The sequence below is a fragment of the Pelagibius marinus genome (assembly GCF_014925385.1).
Lineage (GTDB): Bacteria > Pseudomonadota > Alphaproteobacteria > Kiloniellales > Kiloniellaceae > Pelagibius > Pelagibius marinus.
This window is the reverse complement of record NZ_JACSDK010000016.1, coordinates 179,192-201,639: the sequence shown is the minus strand read 5'-3', so window position 1 is coordinate 201,639 and position 22,448 is coordinate 179,192. Positions and strand designations below refer to the sequence as shown.

Annotated in this window: 23 protein-coding genes; 17 read left to right on the top strand and 6 right to left on the bottom strand. The window is 66.9% G+C overall.

The window, feature by feature from the left end; translation table 11 throughout:
* Positions 1 to 79 precede the first annotated feature (79 nt).
* The 3 genes from H7X47_RS20475 (at position 80) to H7X47_RS20465 (ending at position 4,324) form a co-directional block, all read left to right on the top strand.
* Complete coding sequence (locus H7X47_RS20475) at positions 80 to 1,960, top strand: SurA N-terminal domain-containing protein (protein ID WP_193370605.1); 1,881 nt, start codon at positions 80 to 82, stop codon at positions 1,958 to 1,960.
* A gap of 5 nt (positions 1,961 to 1,965) precedes the next feature.
* Positions 1,966 to 3,477, top strand: coding sequence for an anthranilate synthase component I (gene trpE / locus H7X47_RS20470; RefSeq protein WP_193370604.1), 1,512 nt, complete (start codon positions 1,966 to 1,968; stop codon positions 3,475 to 3,477).
* A gap of 382 nt (positions 3,478 to 3,859) precedes the next feature.
* Complete coding sequence (locus tag H7X47_RS20465) at positions 3,860 to 4,324, top strand: GNAT family N-acetyltransferase (protein WP_193370603.1); 465 nt, start codon at positions 3,860 to 3,862, stop codon at positions 4,322 to 4,324.
* 24 nt (positions 4,325 to 4,348) lie between these two features.
* On the opposite strand, the gene H7X47_RS20460 is transcribed toward H7X47_RS20465, so the two are convergent.
* From H7X47_RS20460 to H7X47_RS20450, 3 genes are all read right to left on the bottom strand, one after another.
* Positions 4,349 to 5,626 (bottom strand): TRAP transporter large permease, encoded by a 1,278-nt coding sequence (locus H7X47_RS20460; protein WP_193370602.1) that lies wholly within the window; start codon positions 5,624 to 5,626, stop codon positions 4,349 to 4,351.
* Positions 5,623 to 6,177, bottom strand: coding sequence for a TRAP transporter small permease (locus tag H7X47_RS20455; RefSeq protein WP_227010653.1), 555 nt, complete (start codon positions 6,175 to 6,177; stop codon positions 5,623 to 5,625). Before H7X47_RS20455 ends, H7X47_RS20460 begins: the two co-directional genes overlap by 4 nt.
* A 126-nt stretch (positions 6,178 to 6,303) precedes the next feature.
* Complete coding sequence (locus tag H7X47_RS20450; protein ID WP_193370601.1) at positions 6,304 to 7,293, bottom strand: C4-dicarboxylate TRAP transporter substrate-binding protein; 990 nt, start codon at positions 7,291 to 7,293, stop codon at positions 6,304 to 6,306.
* Between the two features lie 115 nt (positions 7,294 to 7,408).
* Here H7X47_RS20450 and H7X47_RS20445 point away from each other — a divergent pair, with 115 nt between their 5' ends.
* The 9 genes from H7X47_RS20445 (at position 7,409) to H7X47_RS20405 (ending at position 13,799) form a co-directional block, all read left to right on the top strand.
* A complete protein-coding gene (locus H7X47_RS20445; protein ID WP_193370600.1) occupies positions 7,409 to 8,125 on the top strand; it encodes a GntR family transcriptional regulator in 717 nt (238 codons plus the stop codon).
* 81 nt (positions 8,126 to 8,206) lie between these two features.
* On the top strand, positions 8,207 to 9,415 hold the full coding sequence (gene manD / locus H7X47_RS20440; protein WP_193370599.1) for a D-mannonate dehydratase ManD: 1,209 nt from the start codon (positions 8,207 to 8,209) through the stop codon (positions 9,413 to 9,415).
* Between the two features lie 180 nt (positions 9,416 to 9,595).
* Positions 9,596 to 9,859, top strand: coding sequence for a hypothetical protein (locus H7X47_RS20435; protein ID WP_193370598.1), 264 nt, complete (start codon positions 9,596 to 9,598; stop codon positions 9,857 to 9,859).
* A 212-nt stretch (positions 9,860 to 10,071) separates the two neighbouring features.
* Positions 10,072 to 10,323: a BufA1 family periplasmic bufferin-type metallophore gene (locus H7X47_RS20430; protein ID WP_193370597.1), complete on the top strand. Its 252-nt coding sequence runs from the start codon at positions 10,072 to 10,074 to the stop codon at positions 10,321 to 10,323.
* A gap of 36 nt (positions 10,324 to 10,359) precedes the next feature.
* Positions 10,360 to 10,617 carry a BufA1 family periplasmic bufferin-type metallophore gene (locus H7X47_RS20425; RefSeq protein WP_193370596.1) on the top strand — a complete coding sequence of 86 codons (258 nt, stop codon included), beginning with the start codon at positions 10,360 to 10,362 and terminating at the stop codon, positions 10,615 to 10,617.
* A 91-nt stretch (positions 10,618 to 10,708) separates the two neighbouring features.
* A complete protein-coding gene (gene bufB / locus H7X47_RS20420; protein ID WP_193370595.1) occupies positions 10,709 to 11,602 on the top strand; it encodes an MNIO family bufferin maturase in 894 nt (297 codons plus the stop codon).
* A complete protein-coding gene (locus H7X47_RS20415) occupies positions 11,586 to 12,392 on the top strand; it encodes an HvfC/BufC family peptide modification chaperone (protein ID WP_193370594.1) in 807 nt (268 codons plus the stop codon). Before bufB ends, H7X47_RS20415 begins: the two co-directional genes overlap by 17 nt.
* A 262-nt stretch (positions 12,393 to 12,654) precedes the next feature.
* Positions 12,655 to 13,092, top strand: a complete 438-nt coding sequence (locus H7X47_RS20410; protein ID WP_193370593.1) for a GFA family protein — start codon at positions 12,655 to 12,657, stop codon at positions 13,090 to 13,092.
* A 254-nt stretch (positions 13,093 to 13,346) separates the two neighbouring features.
* Positions 13,347 to 13,799, top strand: a complete 453-nt coding sequence (locus H7X47_RS20405; protein ID WP_193370592.1) for a hypothetical protein — start codon at positions 13,347 to 13,349, stop codon at positions 13,797 to 13,799.
* Here the strand turns inward: H7X47_RS20405 and H7X47_RS20400 are convergent.
* On the bottom strand, positions 13,796 to 14,968 hold the full coding sequence (locus H7X47_RS20400) for a divergent polysaccharide deacetylase family protein (RefSeq protein ID WP_193370591.1): 1,173 nt from the start codon (positions 14,966 to 14,968) through the stop codon (positions 13,796 to 13,798). The genes H7X47_RS20405 and H7X47_RS20400 overlap by 4 nt on opposite strands.
* A gap of 116 nt (positions 14,969 to 15,084) precedes the next feature.
* Entirely contained in the window at positions 15,085 to 15,480 is a 396-nt protein-coding gene (gene cueR / locus H7X47_RS20395; protein WP_193370590.1) for a Cu(I)-responsive transcriptional regulator, read from the bottom strand.
* A gap of 186 nt (positions 15,481 to 15,666) precedes the next feature.
* On the opposite strand from cueR, the gene H7X47_RS20390 reads away from it, so the two are divergent.
* From H7X47_RS20390 to H7X47_RS20370, 5 genes are read left to right on the top strand one after another with little or no spacing between them, the layout of a single operon-like run.
* Positions 15,667 to 16,254, top strand: a complete 588-nt coding sequence (locus H7X47_RS20390; RefSeq protein WP_193370589.1) for an anthranilate synthase component II — start codon at positions 15,667 to 15,669, stop codon at positions 16,252 to 16,254.
* Between the two features lie 17 nt (positions 16,255 to 16,271).
* Positions 16,272 to 17,309, top strand: a complete 1,038-nt coding sequence (gene trpD / locus H7X47_RS20385; protein WP_193370588.1) for an anthranilate phosphoribosyltransferase — start codon at positions 16,272 to 16,274, stop codon at positions 17,307 to 17,309.
* On the top strand, positions 17,306 to 18,127 hold the full coding sequence (gene trpC / locus H7X47_RS20380) for an indole-3-glycerol phosphate synthase TrpC (protein ID WP_193370587.1): 822 nt from the start codon (positions 17,306 to 17,308) through the stop codon (positions 18,125 to 18,127). Before trpD ends, trpC begins: the two co-directional genes overlap by 4 nt.
* A gap of 9 nt (positions 18,128 to 18,136) precedes the next feature.
* Positions 18,137 to 18,613, top strand: coding sequence for a cyclic pyranopterin monophosphate synthase MoaC (moaC, locus tag H7X47_RS20375; RefSeq protein WP_193370586.1), 477 nt, complete (start codon positions 18,137 to 18,139; stop codon positions 18,611 to 18,613).
* Positions 18,614 to 19,828 (top strand): molybdopterin molybdotransferase MoeA, encoded by a 1,215-nt coding sequence (locus tag H7X47_RS20370; protein ID WP_193370585.1) that lies wholly within the window; start codon positions 18,614 to 18,616, stop codon positions 19,826 to 19,828.
* Here the strand turns inward: H7X47_RS20370 and H7X47_RS20365 are convergent.
* Positions 19,825 to 22,275, bottom strand: a complete 2,451-nt coding sequence (locus tag H7X47_RS20365) for a PAS-domain containing protein (RefSeq protein ID WP_193370584.1) — start codon at positions 22,273 to 22,275, stop codon at positions 19,825 to 19,827. The genes H7X47_RS20370 and H7X47_RS20365 overlap by 4 nt on opposite strands.
* Positions 22,276 to 22,448: the final 173 nt, after the last annotated feature.

The following is a 22,448-nucleotide window of genomic DNA, read 5'->3' as shown; positions in this document are numbered from 1 at the left end:
CCCGCGCCCAAGGCCCCGGCCCACGGCGCGGCAGAACCGCCGATTGCCCCACAAACCTCAGTGAAGTCGTTGTATTGCCATGAAAGCCCGTAACCTGCTCATCAAGATCGTCACGGTCATCCTGTTCAGCCTGCTGATCCTGAGCTTCGCCGTCTGGGGCATCGGCGACATCTTCCGCGGTGGCGGCCAGGCTCAGGTGGTGGCTGAAGTGGGCGAGACGGTCATCGACCAGCGCGACTTCTCCAACGAGCTGTCCCGCGAGGTGGCCAACCTGAACCGCCGGCTGGGCACCCAGCTCTCCGGCCAGCAGGTCCGCGCTTTCGGGATCCCCCAACAGGTCCTGAGCCAGATGATCAGCCGGGCCGTGCTGGACGAGAAGGCCCGGCGCATGGGCCTGCTGATCACCGAGCAGCAGATGCGCGAGCAGATTCTCGAGAACCCGGCCTTCCAGGACGGCGCCGGCAACTTCGACCGCAACCGCTTCGCCACCTTTCTGCGCCAGCTCGGCATGAGCGAGCAGGGCTACATGGCGCAGGTCAGCGACGACACCAAGCGTCAGCAACTGGTCGGGGCCGTGGTCGACGGCGCCGCCGCGCCCAGCAGCCTGGCCGAGCGGGTCTTCATCTATCGCGAGGAGCGCCGGGTCGCGGACTACGTGGATATTCAGCAGTCGAGCTTCGAAGATCTCGGCACGCCCGAGGAAGCGGCCCTGCAGACGGTCTACGACGAGGCCAGCGGGCGCTTCATGAAGCCGTCCTACAGGAGCGTCTCCATGGTCTTCTTGGATCTGGAGGAGGCCGCTTCGAAGATCGCCGTGTCCGACGAACGCCTGATGGAGGCCTTCGAGGCGCGCAAGGACGAGTTCTACCAGCCCGAGCGGCGCAGCGTGAGCCAGGCGGTGCTGCCGGACGAAGCCGCGGCTCAGGCGCTGGTCGACAAGCTGGCCGAGGGCGGTGACTTCGCCGCCGTGGTCGAGGAGGCCACGGGGCGCGCGCCCGTCGACCTGGGCGAGGTGACCCAGGAAGACCTGCCTGAAGAGCTGAGCGCGGCCGTCTTCGCCCTCGACGAGGGACAGGCGAGCGCGCCGGTGCAGAGCGTCCTCGGCTGGCATGTGCTGAAGGTCTCCTCGATCGAGCCCGCCAAGGAAGCCACCTTGGAGGAACACCGCGACGCGCTGCGCAAGGACATCGCCACCGCCGAAGCCGTCGACGTGCTGATCGGCATCGCCAACCAGTTCGACGAGGAGCTGGCGAACGGTTCCACAATGGAACAGGCCGCCCAGTTCCTGAACCTGGATGTGCGCGAGATCCCGGCCATCGACGACCAGGGCCGCAACCCCGACGGCGAGACGGTGGAGAACCTCCCGCCGCTGAATGACTTCCTCGGAGCCCTCAACGCCCTGCAGGCCGGCGAGGCCAGCACCCTCAAGGAATCGAGCGCCGGCGACTTCTTCATGGTGCGTATCGACGATGTCACCCCGGCGGAGAAGAAGCCGCTGCAGGACGTCCGCGAGGACGTGGTCGAGCTGTGGCAGGCGCGCGAGCGAGAGCGCCTGGCGCGGGAGCAGGGCCAGGCCATCGTTGATCGTCTCAAGTCCGGCGAGGACTTCGCCGCCGTCGCCGAGGCCGAGGGGCTGGAGCTCCAGGAAACTCAGCCGGTGACGCGCAGCGAGAGCGACGCGCAGCGCATCCCCCATCCGCTGGTCGCCCAGCAACTCTTCGAGATCGCCGAAGGCGAAGCCGCCACCTTCAGCATTCCCGGCAGCCAGATCGTCGTGCAGCTGAAAGAGATACTGCCGCCCGCCGAGGAAGGCCGCGACGCACGCCTGGCGCAGCTGGAGGATCAGCTCACCGCTTCTCTGCAGGACGACATCTTCCAGCAGTTCCTGGTGGCCCTGCAGCAGGACTTCGACGTCACCGTGAACCAACGCCTCGTCGATGCGGTCGTCGAAGGGTTTTAGGACCCATGCTGACGGAACCCGACTTTACCGCCTTCGAGGCGGCTTATGGTGCCGGGCGGGCGCAGGTCGTCCACACCGCGCTGATCGCTGACCTGGAGACGCCGGTCTCCGCCTTCCTGAAGCTGGCCGAGGGCAAGCCCAACGCCTTTCTTTTCGAATCCGTCGAAGGCGGCTCGATCATCGGGCGCTATTCCTTCCTGGGCATGCGCCCCGACATCATCTGGCGCTGCCGCGGAAGCAAGGCGGAGATCAACCGCGATGCCCGCTTCGAGGCCGACAGCTTCGAGCCCCTGGACAAGCCGGTGCTGGACAGCCTGCGCGAGCTGATCGAAGAGTGCCGCTTCGATCTGCCCGAAGGCCTGCCGCCCATGGCGTCCTGCCTGCTGGGTTACATGGGCTACGACACGGTGCGGCTGATGGAGGAACTGCCGGAGGAAAACCCGGCGGCCATCGAGGTGCCCGACGGCCTCTTCGTCCGCCCGACGGTAGTAGCCGTCTTCGACCGCGTCGAGGACTTGGTGACGGTCTTCACCCCGGTCTGGCCGCGCGCCGACGTCTCGGCCCGCGCCGCCTATGCCCAGGCCTGCGAGCGCCTGGCCGACGTGGCCCAGGATTTCGAGCGCCCGCTGCCGCAGCGCCGCGACGTTATCGCCGACCTGGAGGACCTGCCGGAGCCCGGCGCCAACATGGCGCAGGCCGACTACCAGGCCATGGTCGCCAAGGCCAAGGACTACATTCTGGCCGGCGACATCTTCCAGGTGGTGCTCTCGCAGCGCCTCTCCCTGCCCTTCAAGCTGCCGCCCTTCGCGCTCTACCGGGCGCTGCGCCGCCTCAACCCCTCGCCCTTCCTGTTCTTCATCGACTTCGGCAGCCACGCCATCGTCGGCTCCAGCCCGGAGATCCTGGTGCGCCTGCGCGACGACACGGTGACCATCCGCCCCATCGCCGGCACCCGCCCGCGCGGCGCCACCCCGGCGGAGGACCGCGCCCTGGCCGAGGACCTGCTGGCCGACCCCAAGGAGCTGGCCGAGCATCTGATGCTCCTCGACCTGGGGCGCAACGACGTCGGCCGCGTTGCCGAGGTCGGCAGCGTCAAGGTGACGGAGAAGAACGTCATCGAGCTCTACAGCCACGTCATGCACATCGTCTCCAACGTCGAGGGCAAGCTGGCCGAGGGCAAGGACGCCATGGACGCGCTCATCGCCGGCTTTCCGGCGGGCACCGTCTCCGGCGCGCCCAAGGTACGGGCCATGGAGATCATCGAGGAGCTGGAGCCGGAGCGCCGCGGCATCTACGGCGGCTGCGTCGGCTACTTCGGTGCCGGCGGGGCCATGGACACCTGCATCGCGCTGCGCACCGCCGTGGTGAAGGACGACATCATGTACATCCAGGCCGGCGCCGGCATCGTCGCCGACTCGAAGCCGGAGTCCGAACACCAGGAATGCTGGAACAAGGCCCGCGCCATCCTGCGCGCCGCCGAGGAAGCCGTGCGCTTCGCCGCGCGGCGCGGCAACTGACACCTCCTTGCCGATTCGGGCGGCAAATTAACCATTTAGCCACTCCTGACGTGCAGCATGAAGCGAAGATTCCTGTTGCCGGATTTCGCGAATCGGGTTGATAGTTGAATCCTGTTTCAACAGCTGAAAGGAGGTGATCCAATGTCTCATGAGATTTCGGTGAAGTCGCAGGGCCTTGGATGTTTTACGGGTTTGATGGAGCAGCCTTCTTCCGACTCGTAACACCTTCGAAGCGGATCCCGCTTTCGGGGTCCTCGACTTACCAGCTCATGGAGGGGCCGCAGCGATGCGGCCCCTTTGAGCTTTCAGGGTCAGGCAAACAGTCCGACAGGCCAAATTGGGGGCTTCACAAGCTCTTGGGGGGACGTTTTAGGATAGACGCATGACCCAGAGGATCTGCCATCTTTACGACGCGCCCGGGCACCTGCCGCAGGTCGCCGCCTGGATTTACGAAGCTTTCTGGTTCGGCCAGGAAGGCTATACGCCGGACTTCTTCGCGCAACGCCTGAGCGAAGCGCGCGATCCGGACCGCATTCCCCTGTCGTTGCTGGCCCTCGACGGCGACGCGCCGGTGGGCACGGTGAACCTCATCGAGAACGACGACCCTGAGCGCCCGCACCTGTCCCCCTGGCTGGCGGCGCTCTACGTCGAGCCGGAGTTTCGCGGCCGCGGCCATGCGCGCGGCCTGACCGAGCGGCTGCTGGAGGAAGCGGCGCGGCTCGACTGCCGGACGGTCTACCTCACCACGCACATTCCCGACTTCTACCGCCGCTTCGGCGCCGAGGTACACGAGCAGGTCGAGGAAGACTTCTGGGTCATGCGAATCCCGCTGTCGGCCGGCAATTGAGCGGCCGGGCGTCAGAAGGGGGCGTCAGAAGAACGTCCGCGGGATGAAGAGCACCAGGTCGGGCAACAGCACGAGGGCGGCGACCAGCAGCAGGACCGCCAGGATGAAGGGTAGCGATTCCTTCACGTAGCTGCCGATATCACAGTCCAGCAGGGCGCAGACCGTGTACATGGCGACGCCGACCGGCGGGGTCATGGAGCCGAGTGTGACGATGGTCATCATCAGCACGCCGAAGTGCACCGGGTCGACACCGATCTTCTGCACGATGGGTACGAAGATCGGCGTCAGCAGCAGCACCAGCACCGTGCTCTCGATGAACAGCCCGGCGACGAAGAGCATCACCAGGATCAGCGCGAAGATCACCAGAGGTTCGGAGGAGAGCCCGAGCATGGCCTGGGCGATCGACTGCGGCATCTGCTCGAAGATGATGGCATAGCCGATCATCCCCGACATGAGGATGATCAGCATGATCATGCCGATGTCGCAGATGGCGGCCTCGAAGGCTCGCAGCACGGCGCGCCCGTCCAGGGCCTTGTGGGCCAGCTTGCCGACCAGGATGGCGTAGACCACGGCAAAGGCGCCGACCTCGGACGGCGTGAACAGGCCGCCGCGGATGCTGACCACCAGCAGAACCGGAAAAGCCAGCGCGAACTTGGCATCGCCCAGGGCCCGTAGGACCTCGCCGAAGCGCGGCGGTCTCGCGCCTTCGCTGCGATAGCCGCGGCGTCGGGCGATGACGTAGGCTGTCAGCATCAGGACCAGCATCATCAGCAGGCCCGGCAGGATCCCGGCCAGGAAGAGCTGACCGATGGAGACGCTGCCGACGTAGCCGTAGAGGATGAGACCCAGGCTGGGCGGGATGGTCGCGGTGATGAGGGAGGAGATGGCGATGACCGCCGCGGTGTAGCCCTTGGCGTAGCCTTCCCCGGTCATGGTCGGGCCCAGCACCCGCGCCTCCATGGCGGCGTCGGCCACGGCCGAGCCGGAGACGCCGCCCATCAGGGTGGAAAGCACCACGGAGACCTGCGCCAGGCCACCGGCCATCCAGCCGACGGTCACCTTGGAGAAGCGGAACAGCCGCTCGGTGATGGCGCTCTCGTTCATCAGGTGCCCGGCGAGCACGAAGAAGGGCACCGCCAGCAGGGGGAAGCTCTGGGACACACTGGCGATCTTCTGCACCCCGATGGACATCGGCAGAATGTCGGAGAGGACGAAGAAGAGGAAGCCGGCGATGCCGATGGTGAAGGCCACCGGCAGGCCGAGCAGCAGCAGGATCGCGAAGAGCAGGCCGATCCAGATCATAGGCCGTCCCTCAACTCGTTCTCCAGGTCGCCCGGCGCGTCGCCGGGGCGGCGGCCGAAGACCAGCAGGCGCCCCTCCCCGCGCCGGCGGATCGCCTCCAGCGCGTTGGCGATCACCGTGAAGGCCAGGAAGACGCAGCCCACGGGCACGGCGATGGTGACGAAGGCGTAGGGAATGCCGCTGTCGCCGAAGAGGCGCTCGGTGTTGAGCAGGGTGAGCTTCACGCCCTCCACCGCCAGAACGCCCAGGAAGACCACCACCAGGACCCCGAGCACAAGGTCCAGGACCAGGCGCCGGCGGTGGTCGCAGGCCTGGATCAGCAGGTCGATGCCCAGGTGGACGCGCCGCCGGAGCGCCCGGTTGGCACCCAGGAAGCAGAGCCAGATGAAGAGAAGCTGGGCCAGGTCGACCGACCAGATGAGCGGCGTGCCGAAGAAACGCATCACCGCGGCCAGGAACACCAAGCCGACAATGGCGGCGAGCAGGACAACTCCCACCACCAGCTCAATTTGCGACAGCAACCCCTTGGTCATCACGCCCTTGGACATCATGGCGGACTCAAAGACTGAAACGAAAAGAAAGAGGTGGCGGCACGACATTGCTGTCTGCCGCCACCCTAGTGTCTGCCCCGGGTGGCAGAGTGCTAAGGCCGCATGGGGAGGCCCTCAGACACGCTGTTATTGGGCGGCGATCTCGCGAAGCGTGTCGCGCAGTTCGCCGTACCCGAGCTTGTCGTAAACCGGCGCCGTTGCCTCGCGGAACGGCGTCACGTCGATCTCGGTGATGGTCACGCCCTTGGCCTGCATCTTCTGCTCGAGGTCGGCCAGGGCATCCTGCGTGCCGTAGGATGCCACGTCGCCGGCCTTCCGCGCCTCCTCGCGCAGGATGGTCTGCAGGTCCGCCGGCAGGCTGTCGAACCAGCCGCCGCTGGTGACCACGCCGGTGATCAGGTTGATATGACCGGTCTTGGTGATGTGGGAGATCACCTCGTAGAGCTTTGAGCCGTAGGTCGCCGGGTCCTGAGCCTCGGCACCGTCGATCACCTTCTGCTGCAGGGCGCTGTAGACCTCGGTCCAGCCCATCGGCGTCGGCGTCGCCCCCATGGCGCGGATGGTCTCCATCCACACCGGCGCGCCGGGGGTGCGCATGCGCACCCCGGCCAGATCGGCGGGCACGGAGATCGGTTTGTTGGTCAGCAGATGGCGCTCACCCTGCCACCAGTTGAAGGACAGCACCTGCAGGCCGGCCTTGTCGTTCAGCTTGTCGACCCAGGTCTCGAAGAGATCCGAGGTCACGACCTTGCGGATGCCGTCGTAGCCGCTGGCCAGGAAGGGCGCGCCGAGCACGCCGAATTCATTCACGTAGACCGCCAGGCGGCCGCCGTCGACAACCACGGCCACCGGGGCGCCGGCGCGGGCCTGCTCCAGCACGTCCTCGTCCTTGCCGAGCTGCGAGCTGGGGAAAAGCTTGATTTCCAGGGCGCCGTTGCTGCGCTTTGCCACATTTTCCTGGAACGACTCCAGCCCCTTGTAGAGCGGATCGTCGGTGGTCAGCGCGGTGTTGACGTTGAGCGTGTAGTCGGCGGCCTGGGCCGCAGCTATGTTGGCCGACAGGACTCCAACGGATAGGGCCGCGCCGAGACAGGCCACAGCTAAATTCTTGTGCATCTTTCCTCCTCCCAGTCGATTGTCGTCCGGAACATCCCCCCTCGCGGCGCCGGACCATTCTTCGTTGCCTTCATACTAGTATGGTAGTATGATAATCCCTGTCAAGGAAGTCGTGATGTCATTGCAAGCACCAGCCTTTACGCCGCTCTCGGCCAGCCCCCAGGAGGGGCGCTCGACCATCGCGTTGCGCGTTTACCGCCAACTGCGCGAGGCCATCGTCAGCCTGCGTCTGCTGCCGGGGAACTCCCTCTCCGAGGCGGAGGTCGCCAAGCAGATGGGGACCTCGCGACAGCCGGTGCGCGAGGCTTTCATCAAGCTGCAGGAAATCGGCCTGGTGGAGATCCAGCCCCAACGCGGCACCTTCGTGATCAAGATCTCCGCCCGCGACGTTGAGAACGCGCGCTTCATCCGCGAAGCGGTCGAGGTGGCCATCGCACGCAAAGCCTGCGAACTGGCCACGGACAGCGACATGGCGAAGCTGCAGCGGCTGATCGAGGACCAGCGCCGCGCCGCCGAGACGGACGACCAGGAGTGGTTTCTGCGTCTCGACGATGCCTTTCACCAGTCTATCGCCCAGAGCGCCGACTGCCTCTACGGCTGGCGCATTATCGAGGACCTGAAGGCGCAGATGGACCGGGTACGCTTCCTCAGCCTGCCGACGGCGACGCCCATCAACAAACTGATCGACCAGCACCGCAGCATCGTCGAAGCGATCCGCCGCAAGGACCCGGAGCGAGCCGAAAAAGCCGTGCGCAAGCATATGTCGGAAATTCTGGTCTCCCTGCCCAAGCTGGCCGCCGAGCACGCCGAGCTGTTCTCGGAAGAAGGCTAGTTTCGGAATCAGTGCGGGGAGCCGGGCGCGGGCGGTGGCAATCAAAAACAGTACCGCAGTTCATAGCGTTGGGATGGAAACGTGAAGATTACCGATGCGCGCGTCATCGTCTGTTGTCCGGGGCGCAACTTCGTCACCTTGAAGATCGAGACCGAGGACGGCGTCACCGGCCTGGGCGACGCGACCTTGAACGGGCGCGAGCTGGCGGTGGTCAGCTACCTGGAAGATCACGTCCTCCCCTGCCTCATCGGCCGCGACGCGCGCTGCATCGAAGATACCTGGCAGTACCTTTACCGCGGCGCCTACTGGCGGCGCGGCCCGGTGACCATGGCCGCGATATCCGCCGTCGACGTGGCGCTGTGGGACATCAAGGCCAAGTGCGCCGGCATGCCGCTCTACCAGCTGCTCGGCGGGCGCAGCCGCGGCGGTGCGCTGGTCTACGGCCATGCCAACGGACGCACCCTGGACGAAGCCCTGGCGGCGGTCGCCCAGTTCAAGGCGGAGGGTTTCCGCGCCATCCGCGTGCAGTGCGGCCTGCCCGACATCGAGAAGGTCTATGGCGTGGCCAACGGCGACGGCCCCTACGAGCCGGCCAAAAAAGGCCTGCCGCCGGAAGAACAGTGGTCGACGCCCGACTACCTGCGCTTCGTGCCCCAGGTCTTCGCGAAGGTGCGCGCGGAGTTCGGCAACGGCCCGCTGCTGCTGCACGACGTGCACCACCGCCTCTCCCCCAACGAGGCGGCGCGCCTGGGCCAGGACCTGGAGCCCTACCGCCTGTTCTGGATGGAGGACCCGACCCCGGCGGAGAACCAGGCCGGCTTCCGCCTGATCCGCCAGCGCACCACCACGCCGCTGGCCGTCGGCGAGATCTTCAACACGGTCTGGGACTGCAAGCAGCTCATCGAGGAGCAGCTCATCGACTACATCCGCGCCACCATCCTGCACGCCGGCGGCGTGACCCACATGCGCACCATCGCCGCCCTCGCCGGCCTGCACCAGGTGCGCACAGGCATGCACGGGGCCACCGACCTCTCGCCGGTCACCCTGGGCGCGCAGGTTCACTTCGACACCTGGGTGCCCAATTTCGGGATTCAGGAGTTGATGCTGCACGAGCCGGTGACGGGCGAGGTCTTCAGCTGCGATTATCGTTTCGAGGACGGCTACCTCGTCACCGGCGACAAACCGGGCCATGGCGTCGAGATCGACGAGGCCAAGGCCGCCGACTATCCCTACGAGCCGGCCTACCTGCCGGTCAACCGCCTGACCGACGGCACCTTGTGGGATTGGTGAGACGGTGCCGCCGGGCGCTTGCCGTCGGGTGACAAGCGGCCGCAGGCATCCCCGATTGATCTTGTCTCCCTGCCGCGTCTTGTATTCCCTGGCGTAGGCTGGCGGCGTCGCCGCTGATTCAGGGCGGAAAAGAACGGGCCATGCATCGCTCCGGCAACGAAGAATCCTTCTGGTCGGCCGTTGCCATGGGCATCGGGGCCATGGTCGGCGCCGGCATCTTCGCCCTTCTGGGCCACGCCGGGGGCGATCGCGGGCAGCACCGTCTGGCTGTCTTTCCTCATCGGCGCGATTCTGCCGGGCGGCGATCACCTGGCGGAGAACTCTCCGATGTTGCTGTTGTGGATCGCCGCCTTTTTCGTTTTGACCCTGGCCATCGAGATCGCCCTGAACCGGCTGACCACGCGCAGCGTCAAGACTCGCTGCGACGGTGAAGAGGCGCAATGAATTGTCCGTTGCCGGCGACAGTGCGGCAACAAAGCAAGGCTAACGCAAAATTGGTCGTCAGAGAAATCACGACTGGTCGCGCGGGATCACGTTTGCTTGAAACCGGCTCACGGCTTTTGAACTCTGCGTGAGCGAAGAGACTTCTCTATCGACCCGCTAAAATGAGCGGGTGACACTCCCTCCCTCACCTACATGGGACGGAGGGAAATTCCATGAACCCGAACCTCATTGCCGCAGCCGTTCTTCTCGCTGCAACCGCCACCTTCGCTGCCGCGCCTGCACAGGCCGCCGAGCAGGAAAAATGCTTCGGCGTCGCCAAGGCCGGCGCCAACGACTGCAAGGCCGGAAGTCACGACTGCGCCGGCCATGCCACCAAGGACCGCGACCCCGCCTCCTTCATCCTGGTGCCGGCGGGCACCTGCGAGAAGCTGGTCGGCGGCCACACCACGCCGCAAAGCAGCTAAGCCCCGAACGGGCCTCTCGAAAGCAAAGGAAGCAAGATGAAAACCACCCATGTTCTCATGAGCGCTGTCGCCCTGAGCTTTACGCTCAGCGCCTGCGCCTCCAACGAGGGAAAGCCGGCCGCCCAGCAGAGCGCGGTCGAGAAGTGCTTCGGCGTCGCCAAGGCCGGTGCCAATGACTGCAAGGCCGGCAGCCATGACTGCGCGGGCCACTCGACCGTCGACGGCGATCCGGCCTCCTTCGTCGTTCTGCCGGCGGGCACCTGCGACAAGATCGCCGGCGGCTCGCTCGGCTGACCGGCAGCGCCGGGCCGGCGCTCTCGGAATGATTTACTTGAGCAAGCATCTCTGAGAGCGCCGCTCGGCAGGCCCCAAACGAAGAACAGTCATGTCGCCCCCGACAAGCAGCGCCCTGCGCCGCGACCGGCAGCCGCCGCAAGCCGTGCCGGGTGTGGGGATCGCCCTCAAGCACCAGCACTACCGCGACTGGTGTGACACACCGCCGCCGGTCGGCTGGCTGGAAGTGCACAGCGAGAACTATTTCGGCGGCGGGCGTCCGCTCGCAGTCCTGGAAAGCCTGCGCGCTGACTATCCGGTCAGCCTGCACGGGGTCGGCCTGTCGCTGGGCAGCGCGGGCCCGCTGAACCGCGACCATCTGCAGCGCCTCAAGGCTCTGCAATGTCGCATCGAGCCGGCCATGATGTCGGAGCACCTGTCCTGGAGCAGCGCCCCCGGCGCCTTTCTCGCCGACCTGCTGCCTCTGCCCTATACGCCAGAGGCTCTGGCCCTGTTCTGCACCCACGTGGAAGAGACGCAGGACTTCCTCGGCCGGCAGATCCTTGTCGAAAATCCGTCCAGCTACCTCGCCTTCGATCATTCGACCATTCCTGAGTGGGAGTTCCTCGCCGCCGTCGTTGAACGTACGGGCTGCGGCCTGCTGCTGGACGTCAACAACGTCTACGTCAGCGCCTGCAATCACGGCTTCGATCCGCTGCGCTATCTGAACGCGCTGCCGGCCGAGGCGGTCGGCGAGATCCACCTTGCCGGCCACTCGGTCCGCCTGGTCGGCGGCCGGGAGCTCCGCATCGACGATCACGGCTCCGCCGTCTGCGACGATGTCTGGGCGCTCTACGTAGAGACGATGGCGCGTCTCGGTCCGCGCCCGACCCTTATCGAATGGGACAGCGCGGTACCGCCGCTGCAGGGCCTGCTCGGTGAAGCGGAGAAGGCGCAGCACATCCTTGGCACACAGAGGGAGGCCGCCCGTGCCGACGCTGGCTGAACTGCAGTCGCAAATGGCCGTGGCCATCCTGACGCAGGGCGCCGCGGTCCCCGCCACAATCCGCTGCGACGGCATCCCCGCGGCCCAGCGTCTCGATGTCTACCGCAGCAACACCCTGGGCGCCTTGAGCGATGCCTTGGCGGACGCCTTTCCGGTGGTCTGCCAGCTGGTCGGTGAGCGCTTCTTCGCCGCGGTGGCGCAGGCCTTCGTCTATGCCGAGCCGCCGGCCACGTCCTGCCTCGCCGAATACGGGGCCGGCTTTCCCGCTTTCCTGGCCGGCTTCGAGCCGGCGCGCGCCCTGCCCTATCTGCCCGATGCGGCCCGGCTCGACTGGGCCGTGCATCGGGCGTTCCATGCCCCCGACGCGGCGGCGCTCGACCCAGCGTGCGTCGCCGCAATCGCCCCGTCGCACTATGACGGCCTGCGCTTCACGCCGCACCCGGCCTGCCGCATCGTCACTTCCCGGTTCCCGGTCGACCGGATCTGGCGCGCCCATCACGGCGACGGCGACTTCGCCGACATCGACCTGGCGCAGAACAGCCTCTGCCGCGTGCTGGTTGACCGCAACCAGACCGCAATCCGCCTGCTTGAGCTGGGCGACGGTGAGTGCGCCCTCCTGGAAGCGCTCTTCGCGGCGCAGCCACTCGGCGAAGCCCTGGCGGCGGCCCTGGCGCGCGAGCCGGGGCTGGAACTGCCACCCCTGCTGGCGCGCCACCTGCAGCGCGCCACTTTTTCTGACGTCATTCTCCCCTCTACCACCGATGCGCAACCCCGCACGGCTTCGAACTAAAGGCTAATTGGCTAGCGGGCCGGGAGCATGGTTCTCTTTACCCGTTGCCGGGATCGAGCAGTGATCCCTGCCGGGTTTTCCGTGGATACAGCAACCCCCCGGGAAGCCGACGGGCGCCGAAAAACGGAAGTCCAGCAGTCTGTTCGCCGACATCGGCGCGTTTGACGTGATGTATGCGGGCAAGAGCATCCTATGCGTGGGGGATTCCGAGCGAACTCCCGCGGCCAAAAAATGGTCCAACGACTGAAATAGGGAGGAGATCATGTCCCACAAGTATTCCGGAGGGTGCGACCATGTGCACACCCACTCGGACGCTGAACCGATCGACAACCACACCTGCCATTGCTCTGTCTGCAAGAGTGTTACCGGTCAAGACACGACCCATGTGGTGTTCTTCAGGCACGGTGACGTCGCCGTCGACAATCCCGACGGGCTGAACCGGCAGCCGTTCAACGCAAATAACCCCGACGGCCCGCTGGAGCTGTGCACCTGCGCCACCTGCGGTAGCCCGATCATGCTGGATGACAAGCAGAACCGCATCCGCGTGATCGTGCCGAACCTCATGGGCTACGACGCGGCGAGCCTGCCGGCCACCTACCACGCCTTCTATGATCCGGCGACCGGTGAGCCGAAGCCGAGCGACGGCCGCCCTGTCTACGAGGGCCTGCGTCCCGAGTTCACCTGGCCGGAACCCTCCTGAGACACGTCTCGATTTCTTGAGACGTCCAAAGCGCCCCACATCGGTTACCCGGTGTGGGGCGTTCTGCTTTTGCTGAGCCGCAGTGCCAGGTTTGTCCAGCTCTCTGGGCGGGCCGCTGACGGCAGTGCGGGTCTCGCCATTTGTTTGCCAGCTTTCTCGGAACTGCCCCATCCTGAACGCCGGGCAGATCCGACGAAAACCACCGGGCAGCTGTTCTGCCTGCGAAAGAAGGCACGGCGAGGCGCAAGCTACCTATGGCTATCAGCACGCGGATTTTGAAGGACGCCCAGCTCTTCGTCGCGGCCCTGAGCGGTAGGGTGACCATGTCGGACGTTATTGAGACGATCCAACGAAACGCCAGAGAGCCGGATTTCAATCCCGGGATGGATCGCCTCATCTTCCTGCAATATGGCCTGGATCTTTCGGACGCCAATTTCTCCACGGTACTCGCCGTGAAAGACGAGGTTGTCGCAAACTCCTTCGGCGGTTCCCTTCCCGACACGGACGGAGCCCCCCTGTTTCGTGTCGCCTTGCTCGCGCCCCCTACGCCGAACGAAGGAATCATGAAATTGTTCCGGGCCATTATGGAATTGGAAGATGCGATCATCTACGTCAGGTGCTTTCGCGATCTGCCGGAGGCGCTGGCGTGGCTCGGACACGAAGACCCGGCGCCCGAGACGTTTCAGGAAGAACTGGAAGGGCTCTAGCCGGCGCCGGCGGTCTGCCGCGCCGCCAGCCGTTGGCGGTGGCGCACGATGGCCGAGATCGGCACCAGGGCGAAGCCGCGCTCCTGCATCTGCGGAATCCACTCCTGAAGCGCCGCCACAGTGCCGTCGTGGGGATGGCCGATGCCGACAGCATAGCCTCGCTCCCGCGCCTGCTGTTCCAGGATCGCAAGCTGGCGGTGGATCGCCGCGAGGTCGTCGGGCTCGTTGTCCAGGAAGACGTCGCGCACCGCATAGGGCACCTCGGCCTTTGCCGCCACTTGCCCGGCGATTGAATTGGCGGCGGTCACGGAGTCGAGGAACAGCAGGCCGCGCGCCTTCAACTCGCCCATGACCAGGGCCATGCCCTCTGGCGAGGCGGTGAAACGGCTGCCCATGTGGTTGTTGATGCCGACGTAGCCGTCGAAGCGCGCCAGGCCCCAGGTGAGACGCTGCAGCAGCTCGGCGCGCGGGATATCCTCGCGCAGCACGTTGGGCCCCGGGTCCATCTCGGTGCTGCGCGGCTCCATGGGAACGTGCAGCATCAGTTCATGACCGGCCTCCCGCGCCTTGGCCGTCATCTGCGGCAGGTCGCGGGCGTAGGTCATGAAAGAGAGGGTCAGCGGCCCCGGCAGGGCGACAGCTTTCTGAGCGCCGCGCCGGTTGACCCCCACGTCGTCAAGGACGATGGCGATCATCGGCCGGCCCTGCGCCGGCGCCACGGCCACGGCATGCTGCTGCCACAGGGGGGGGCCGGCCAGGCCGCGGTCGGGCACGGGGATCGGCGGCAAGGCCGCCTGCCGCTGCGCGGCATCGCCCTGCCAGCCGCTGGGAGTATTGCCCACCGCTTCCGGCGTCCTGCCCTCCCGCTCGGCGCGCAGCACCTCGTGGTACTGGGCTTCCAGGGCCTCACGGTCGATTTCGGGCGCGGCGGTCACGACGCGGGGGTCGGGATGCGGCGGCTTGGGCGCCGGGGGTGCCGGGACTTCACGCAGGGCGCTCTGCGGCGCCGGCGGCATGCCCAGAAGGCCCTGGCGATCGAGGAAGATACCTAGGATCCCGCCCAGCAGCAGGCCGATGAGCAGCAGCCCGGCCACGGCGGCCGTGTTCCACAGCGTCTCGCCGCTCGGCTTGCGCCGCCGCCGCTTCTTATGCGAATCGCCCTTCTTCATGGCGGGCGGAGCCTAGCACGCGTTGGTTAACGAAGCTGAGGCGGAAACCTGGCCATTAGAGCCTTGCGGTGGAGACCGCACCCTGCTGCTCGAGGCGGTGCCGGGTGGCCGGCCGCTCAGGCCGTCTTGCCGGCGAGACCCTGGAGGATCGGGCACTCCGGACGTTCGTCGCCTTTGCAGCGTTCCATCAGGTGCAGCAAGGTCTCGCGCATCTCGGTCAGCTCGGTGATCTTGCGGTCGATGTCCTCGACCCGGTGCCGGGCCAGGGCCTTCACTTCGGCGCTGGTGCGGCTGCGGTCGCGCCACAGGGCCAGCAGGCTGCCCACATCCTCCACCGAGAACCCGAGGCTGCGCGCCCGCTGCACGAAGCGCAGGGTCTCCACGTCCTGCTCGCCGTAGACCCGATAGCCCGAAGCCGTACGGTCGGCGGGCTGGATCAGGCCCACGGACTCGTAGTAGCGGATGGTCTTGGCCGGGACCCCGGAATGTGCTGCGGCGGTGCCGATGTTCATGAATCTGCTCCCTGGCTGAGGCGATTTGGTGGAGATTCAACCTTCTAGTAACTGTAAGGTCAAGCCAAGTCCTTGACCAGGGCCGTCAGCGGCGATTTGCCCGCTTTCCGTAGCGCCCGCCGGCCTGTTATAAGAGGAAACCAAGAGGCGAAATCAAGACTGAAAAGCGCGGCGCAAGCATCTGAAATGTTTCTGCTAATCGATAACTACGACAGCTTCACCTACAACCTCTTCCACTTCCTGGGGGAATTGGGGGCGAAGGTCGAGGTGCGCCGCAACGACAAGATCGACGCGGCGGAGGCCCTGGCCCTGCAGCCGCAGGGTATCGTCATCTCGCCGGGTCCCTGCGATCCCGACAAGGCGGGCGTCTGCCTGGAACTGATCGCGGCCGCTGCCGGCAAGGTGCCGCTGTTCGGCGTTTGCCTGGGTCATCAGGCCATCGGCCAGCACTTCGGCGGCAAGGTGGTGCGCGCGCCAGAGCCGATGCACGGCAAGCTGAGCCAGGTGACCCACGAGGGCAAAGGCGTCTTCGCCGGGCTGCCCTCTCCGCTGACGGCCACGCGCTATCACTCCCTGACCATCGATCCGGCGAGCTTCCCCAGCGACCAGCTGGAGATCACGGCCACCGCCGACGACGGCGTCATCATGGGCCTGCAGCACAGGACGCTGCCGATCTACGGCGTGCAGTTCCATCCGGAGAGCATCGCCTCCGAGCACGGCCACGCCCTGCTGCGCAACTTCCTCACTCTCGCCGACCCGGCCGCGGCGGCTTAAACGCGGAGATCCGGCAGATGAGCGGCGACATGCCCGATCTTAAGGGCCTGATCGGCAAGGTCGCGACCGGCGCCAGCCTGGCCCGTGACGAAGCCGAGCAGGCCTTCGACATCATGATGTCCGGCAACGCCACCCCGGCGCAGATGGGCGGCTTCCTCATGGCGCTGCGCGTGCGTGGCGAGACGGTCGAGGAGATCACCGGCGCCGCCACGGTGATGCGCTCCAAGATGACCACCGTGAAGCGTCCGGAAGGTGCCATCGACATCTGCGGCACCGGCGGCGACAAGACCGGCAGCTACAACATCTCCACCGCCAGCCAGTTCGTGGTCGCCGCCTGTGGCGTGCCGGTCGCCAAGCACGGCAACCGCGCCGCCTCTTCCAAGAGCGGCGCCAGCGACGTGCTGGAGGCGCTGGGCGTCAACATCGAGGCCGACTTCGCTCTGGTCGAGCGCGCCCTGGTCGAGGCCGGCACCTGCTTCCTTATGGCGCAGCGCCATCACAGCGCCATGCGCCACGTCGGCCCGGCGCGCGTCGAACTGGGCACGCGGACGATCTTCAACCTGCTGGGCCCCCTCTCCAACCCGGCCAAGGTGAAGCGCCAGCTGATCGGCGTGTTCGACGGCGCCTGGATCGAACCGCTGGCCGAAGTGCTGCGCGACCTGGGCCACGAGCGCGCCTGGGTGGTGCACGGCGCCGGCGGCATGGACGAGGTCTCGACCCTGGGCCCGACCCAGGTTGCCGAACTGAAGGACGGCAAGATCGCCACCTTCGAGATCACGCCGGCCGATGCCGGCCTGCCGACAGCGAAGCTGGAAGATATCGTCGGCGGCGACCGGGAGCACAACGCGGCGGCCCTGCGCGATCTGTTGGAGGGCAAGCCGAGTGCCTACCGCGACATCGTGCTGTTGGGCAGCGCCGCGGCGCTGATCGTTGCGGGCAAAGTCGGCGACCTGAAGGCGGGCGCCGACATGGCCGCCGAGGCCATCGATTCCGGCCGCGCCCTGGAAACCCTGAACCGCCTGGTGCGCATCACCAACGAGACGGTGCCGGCATGAGCGACGTCTTGCAGAAGATTTGCACCGACAAGCGCGACTGGATCGCCGCGCGCAAGGCCGTGACGCCGCTGGAGGTGCTGGAAGAGCGCGCCGCCGCCGCTTCGGCCCCGCGCGGCTTCCGCGCCGCCCTGGAAGCCAAGGCCGCGAGTGGTGCCAATGCCCTCATCTGCGAGATCAAGAAGGCCTCGCCCAGCAAGGGCCTGATCCGCGCCGACTTCGATCCGCCGCGCCTGGCCGAGGCCTATCTGGCGGGCGGCGCCGCCTGCCTCTCGGTGCTGACCGACGAGCCCTATTTCCAGGGCGCCGACGGCTTTCTGGTCATGGCGCGCGACGCCGTGCCCCTGCCCTGCCTGCGCAAGGACTTCATGCTCGATCCCTACCAGATCGTCGAATCCCGCGCCCTGGGCGCCGACTGCATCCTGCTGATCATGGCCGCCCTGGAGGACTCCCAGGCGGCGGAACTGGAGGCCCTGGCGCTCGAGCTCGGCATGGACGTGCTGGTCGAGGTCCACGACGGCGAAGAACTGGACCGTGCGCTGAAACTGAAGTCGCCGCTGGTCGGCATCAACAACCGCAACCTCAAAACCCTGGCGGTCGACCTGAAGACCACCGAGGAGCTGGCGCCGCGGGTACCGAAGGACCGCCTGCTGGTCGCCGAGAGCGGGCTCTACGAGCCGGCCGACCTGGCGCGCATGACCAACGTCGGCGCGCGCGCCTTCCTGATCGGCGAATCCCTCATGCGCCAGGACGACGTTGCCGCCGCTACCGCCGAGCTGGTGCAGGGCGAAGCGCCCCAAAGCATCCACGGGGCGGCTTAGGAACGCGCGATGGCCGACTTCACCCACTTCGATGCCGAGGGCAAGGCCGTCATGGTCGATGTCTCCGACAAGGACGTGACCGAGCGCAGCGCCACCGCCCGGGGATCGGTGATCATGCAGCCGGAAACCCTGGCGATGATCCGCGAGGGCGGCGTGAAGAAGGGCGACGTGCTGTCGGTGGCGCGGCTGGCCGGCATCATGGGCGCCAAGCGCACGCCGGATCTGATCCCGCTCTGTCATCCGCTGGCGCTGACCTCGGTGAAGGTCGACCTCACGCTGGACGAGGCGCGCAATGCCGTCGACATCACCGCCACCTGCAAGCTGAAGGGCCGCACCGGCGTCGAAATGGAAGCGCTCACCGCCGTCAGCGTCGCGGCGCTCACGGTCTACGACATGTGCAAGGCGGTCGACCGCGGCATGCGCATCACCGAGGTGCGCCTGATCCACAAGGCCGGCGGCAAGTCCGGTACCTATGAGGCTTCCTAGATGATCTCCGTCGCCGAGGCGCTGGACCGTATCCTCAAGAACTTCGCCCCCCTGCCCGCCGAGACGGTGAGCATCGCGGAAGCCTTCGGCCGGGTGCTGGCCGCCGACGTGCGCTCCCGGGTGACGCAGCCGCCGCACGCGGTCTCGGCCATGGACGGCTACGCGGTGCGCGCCGCCGACGTGGCCAGCGTGCCGGTGACGCTGAAGGTCATAGGCGCCGTCCCGGCCGGCGGGCTCTTCGAGGGCGAGATGGGCGCCGGCGAGGCGGTGCGCATCTTCACCGGCGCGCCCCTGCCCACGGGCGCCGATTCCATCATCATCCAGGAGGATACCGAGGCCGGCAACGGTGAGGTCACGGTGCAGGAGTCCTGCAAGCCCGGCAACTACGTCCGTCCCGCCGGGCTCGACTTCGCCGAGGGCGATCCGGGCCCGCGCGCCGGACGCCTCCTCGGTGTGCGAGACGTCGGCCTCATCGCCGCCATGAATCTTCCCTGGGTGCAGGTGCGCCGCCGCCCGCGCGTCGCCATCCTGGCCACCGGCGACGAGGTGGTGATGCCCGGCGAGCCGATGGGCCCGAGCCAGATCGTCAGCTCCAACGGCTTTGCCCTGGCCGCCTTCGTGCGGGCCTGCGGCGGCGAGCCGGTCCAGCTCGGTATCGCCCCGGACAAGGAAGAACAGCTGGCCGCCCTGGCCGCCGGCGCCAAGGGGGCCGACCTGCTGCTGACCGCCGGCGGCGCCTCGGTGGGCGAGCACGACCTGGTGCAGAAGGTGCTGGGCAAGCAGGGCCTGGAGCTCGACTTCTGGCGCATCGCCATGCGTCCGGGCAAGCCGCTGATGTTCGGCCAGCTGGGCGGCACGCCGATGATCGGGCTGCCCGGCAACCCGGTCTCCGCCGTGGTCTGCTCCCTGCTCTACGCCCGCCCGGCGCTGAACGCGCTGCTGGGCCTCGACCTGCCGCCCCATCCGCTGCAGCAGATGGTGCTGGGGGGCGACCTCGGGCCCAACGACCAGCGCCAGGACTACCTGCGCGCCACCATCGCCGAGAACGGCGACGGCCGCCGCACGGTAACGCCCTACGGCCGCCAGGACTCCTCCATGCTGGCGCTGCTGGCCGCCGCCGACGGCCTCATCGTGCGCGCCCCCCACGCCCCCGCCGCCGCCGAGGGCGAGCTCGTCGAGGTGCTGTCCTTCCCGGACCTCCTGCCCGGCCTCTAGCTGCGGCGCTGAACCCGCTCCAGCGCCGCCTTGAGCAGGGCTGCCGCGCGGGCTCTCTCCTCCTCGGACATTGAATCGGGGTCGAGGTCGAGGCTCATGCTCTCGGTCGTTTCCGCAATCCGGCCGGTGCCGGCGCGGTACCGGCCGTCATCACGAAGCACCCGGTAAGGTGTGACCGGATAGGCGAGTCCTTTGACCGTCACGGAGGGCAGCTCTTCGCAGGGGATCGTGTCCTGCACCAGGGCATAGGTTTCGTAAGCGAGGAGGATGTCGCCGGGCTCCGCTGCGCTCTCCAGCCGGCTTGCGAGGTTCACGGGACCGCCGATGATCGTGTAGTCGAGGCGGTCGTCGCTGCCGAAGTTGCCCACCGTGCAATAACCCGTGCTGATGCCCATGCGCGTGCGCAGCGGCCGGCCGATGCCGGAGCCGCGCCACAGTTCACGAAGCTCGTCCATGCGCGCTTGCATCGCCTGCGCCATGCGCACGCAGGCCAGGGCGTCCTCACGAGTGCCCCGGCTCTCCGGATCGCCGAAGAAGGCCAGGATGGCATCGCCGATGTACTTGTCGACGGTGGCGCCATGGTCCATCGCAATCCGCGACATCTCCGTCAGGTAGTGGTTGAGGAGTGCCGTGAGTTCTTCCGATTCCATGCGGTCGCAGGTCTCGGTGAAGTCCGCAATGTCGGAGAGAAAAACCGTCAGCTTTTTGCGCTGGCTGGCGATCCGCACCTCCTGGCGGCCGGTGAAGATGGACTCGTAGACCTGCGGCGAGAGGTACTTGGAGAGCTGAGCCGAGAGTCGCTCAAGCGCCGCCGACTTGTCGGCCAGGGCCTGCTCGCGTTCCTTGAGGTCGGTGATGTCGGAGTAGACCGCCACGATGCCGCCCTCCTGGGTGCGGCGCTCACTGACCATGATCCAGCGCCCGTCGCCGCGCTGCTGCATGTGCGGCTCGCCGGGATCGCGGTGGCGCGCGAGGCGGTCGGCAATCCACTCCTCCTCGCAGTTCGCGGCGTCGCGGATCATGCCACGCTCGACCGCCCGGCGGATGATGGCGCCGAAGTCGGTGCCGGTCACGATCTCATCCGCCATGCCGGGATACAGCAGGGTGCGGTACTTCTCGTTGCAGATGACCAGCCGGTCCTCGGCGTCGTAGAGCGAGAAGGCCTCCGAGATGCTCTCGATGGCGTCCGAGAGGCGGCGCCGCGCGGTGCGGATTTCGCGCAAGTTGGACTCCTGCACCTCGATGGCGGTGTCGCGGAATACGCCCAGCGCCTTGGCCATGTGGCCCAGTTCATCGCGACGTGTGCGAAACGGAATGTCGACCGTGGTGTCGCCGCCGGCGAGCCGGGTCATCGCGCCCGTGATTTCCCCGATCGGGTGCAGGATGTGCCGGCGCACATAGACAAACATCACGGCCAGGGCGAAGAGGGCGCTGGCGATCGTCAGGGAGGCCGTTACTTTCTCGCCCCAACCGATCATCAACTCGGCGCGCTCAGCGACCTCATCGCTCGTCTCATGGACTCCGGCGACGAGATTGGCAACCGCCATGTTGAGCTCGGCTTCCTGCGCGCGAATGGAATCGAAGAGTGCCAGTGTTTCGGCTCTAGCAGCGAGTTCGCTTTGCCTGAGGGCAAAAAACCCTTCGCGCTCAGCGTCCAAGCCGGTGATCGTCGTCGTTGCCGAGAACAGGCCGGCCTCCCCAGTCGCCTCTGCGTGCCGGGTTGCAGCCGCATGAGCGGCAGAGATGGCGGCGTCGAATTCGGCGCGCAAGGCATTCAGTCGTTCGGCATCGAGAGCCGCCAAAGCCTCGTTGAGCAGACCGACCGCGTGTTCGGCCTCGCTTTGGAGCTCGAGCAGGTCGATCAGACCCGCCGGCCCCTCGCCTGCCGCTGTCGCGTGGCGCGTCACTTCTTCAAGATGCCGGTCTGACGCATGCAGCAGATCGTCATGCAAATCGGTCAGCCGTGCCGCCGCCTCGTTGCGGTCTACCTGGAGCTCCAGACGCCGATCGGTGATCGCTTCTATTTCGGTGAAATGTTCCGAGAAGCGGGTGCCGATGGCGGCGATCCCGGCGGCAGCCGTATTGGCGACGGCGTGCTCCTGCAAAGCGGCGACATGGGCGGCGAAGGTCTGTTCCAGCTGTCGCAATGTCGCTCTCTCGCGGGCCCGCTCCTCGCCGGTGGAACTCGCGATGAGGGCTGCCGCGGAACTGGAGATCTCGCTTCCGAGATCCGACAGGTCCACAGCGGCCACCATGACGAGTATATGCTCGTGGGCGACCTGCGTCAGGGACCGGTGCATGTGGTGGAAGATCGACCAGGCGACCACGCCCGTCAGCACCGTCAGCGCCGCCAGGATCATCAGCGCCGCGTAGAGCCTGGCCTTGATCCCAAACCGAGCCGCCGGAGCTTCTTCGTCTATGACCGCAGCCCCGACATCGGCCGGCATGTCACCCGGCGTCCGCATAAGTGTCTGGACCGGACTCTTTGGCTCCACAGCGCCCTCCGGCGGAAGTGTGCGGCAAGGATAATCGACCAGGAAGGGACCGACTATCGAAACCCTCGCGGAGCGCGGGCCATTCTCCCTACCCCGCTTCGGCCGGGGAGAACCTGTTCCCCTTT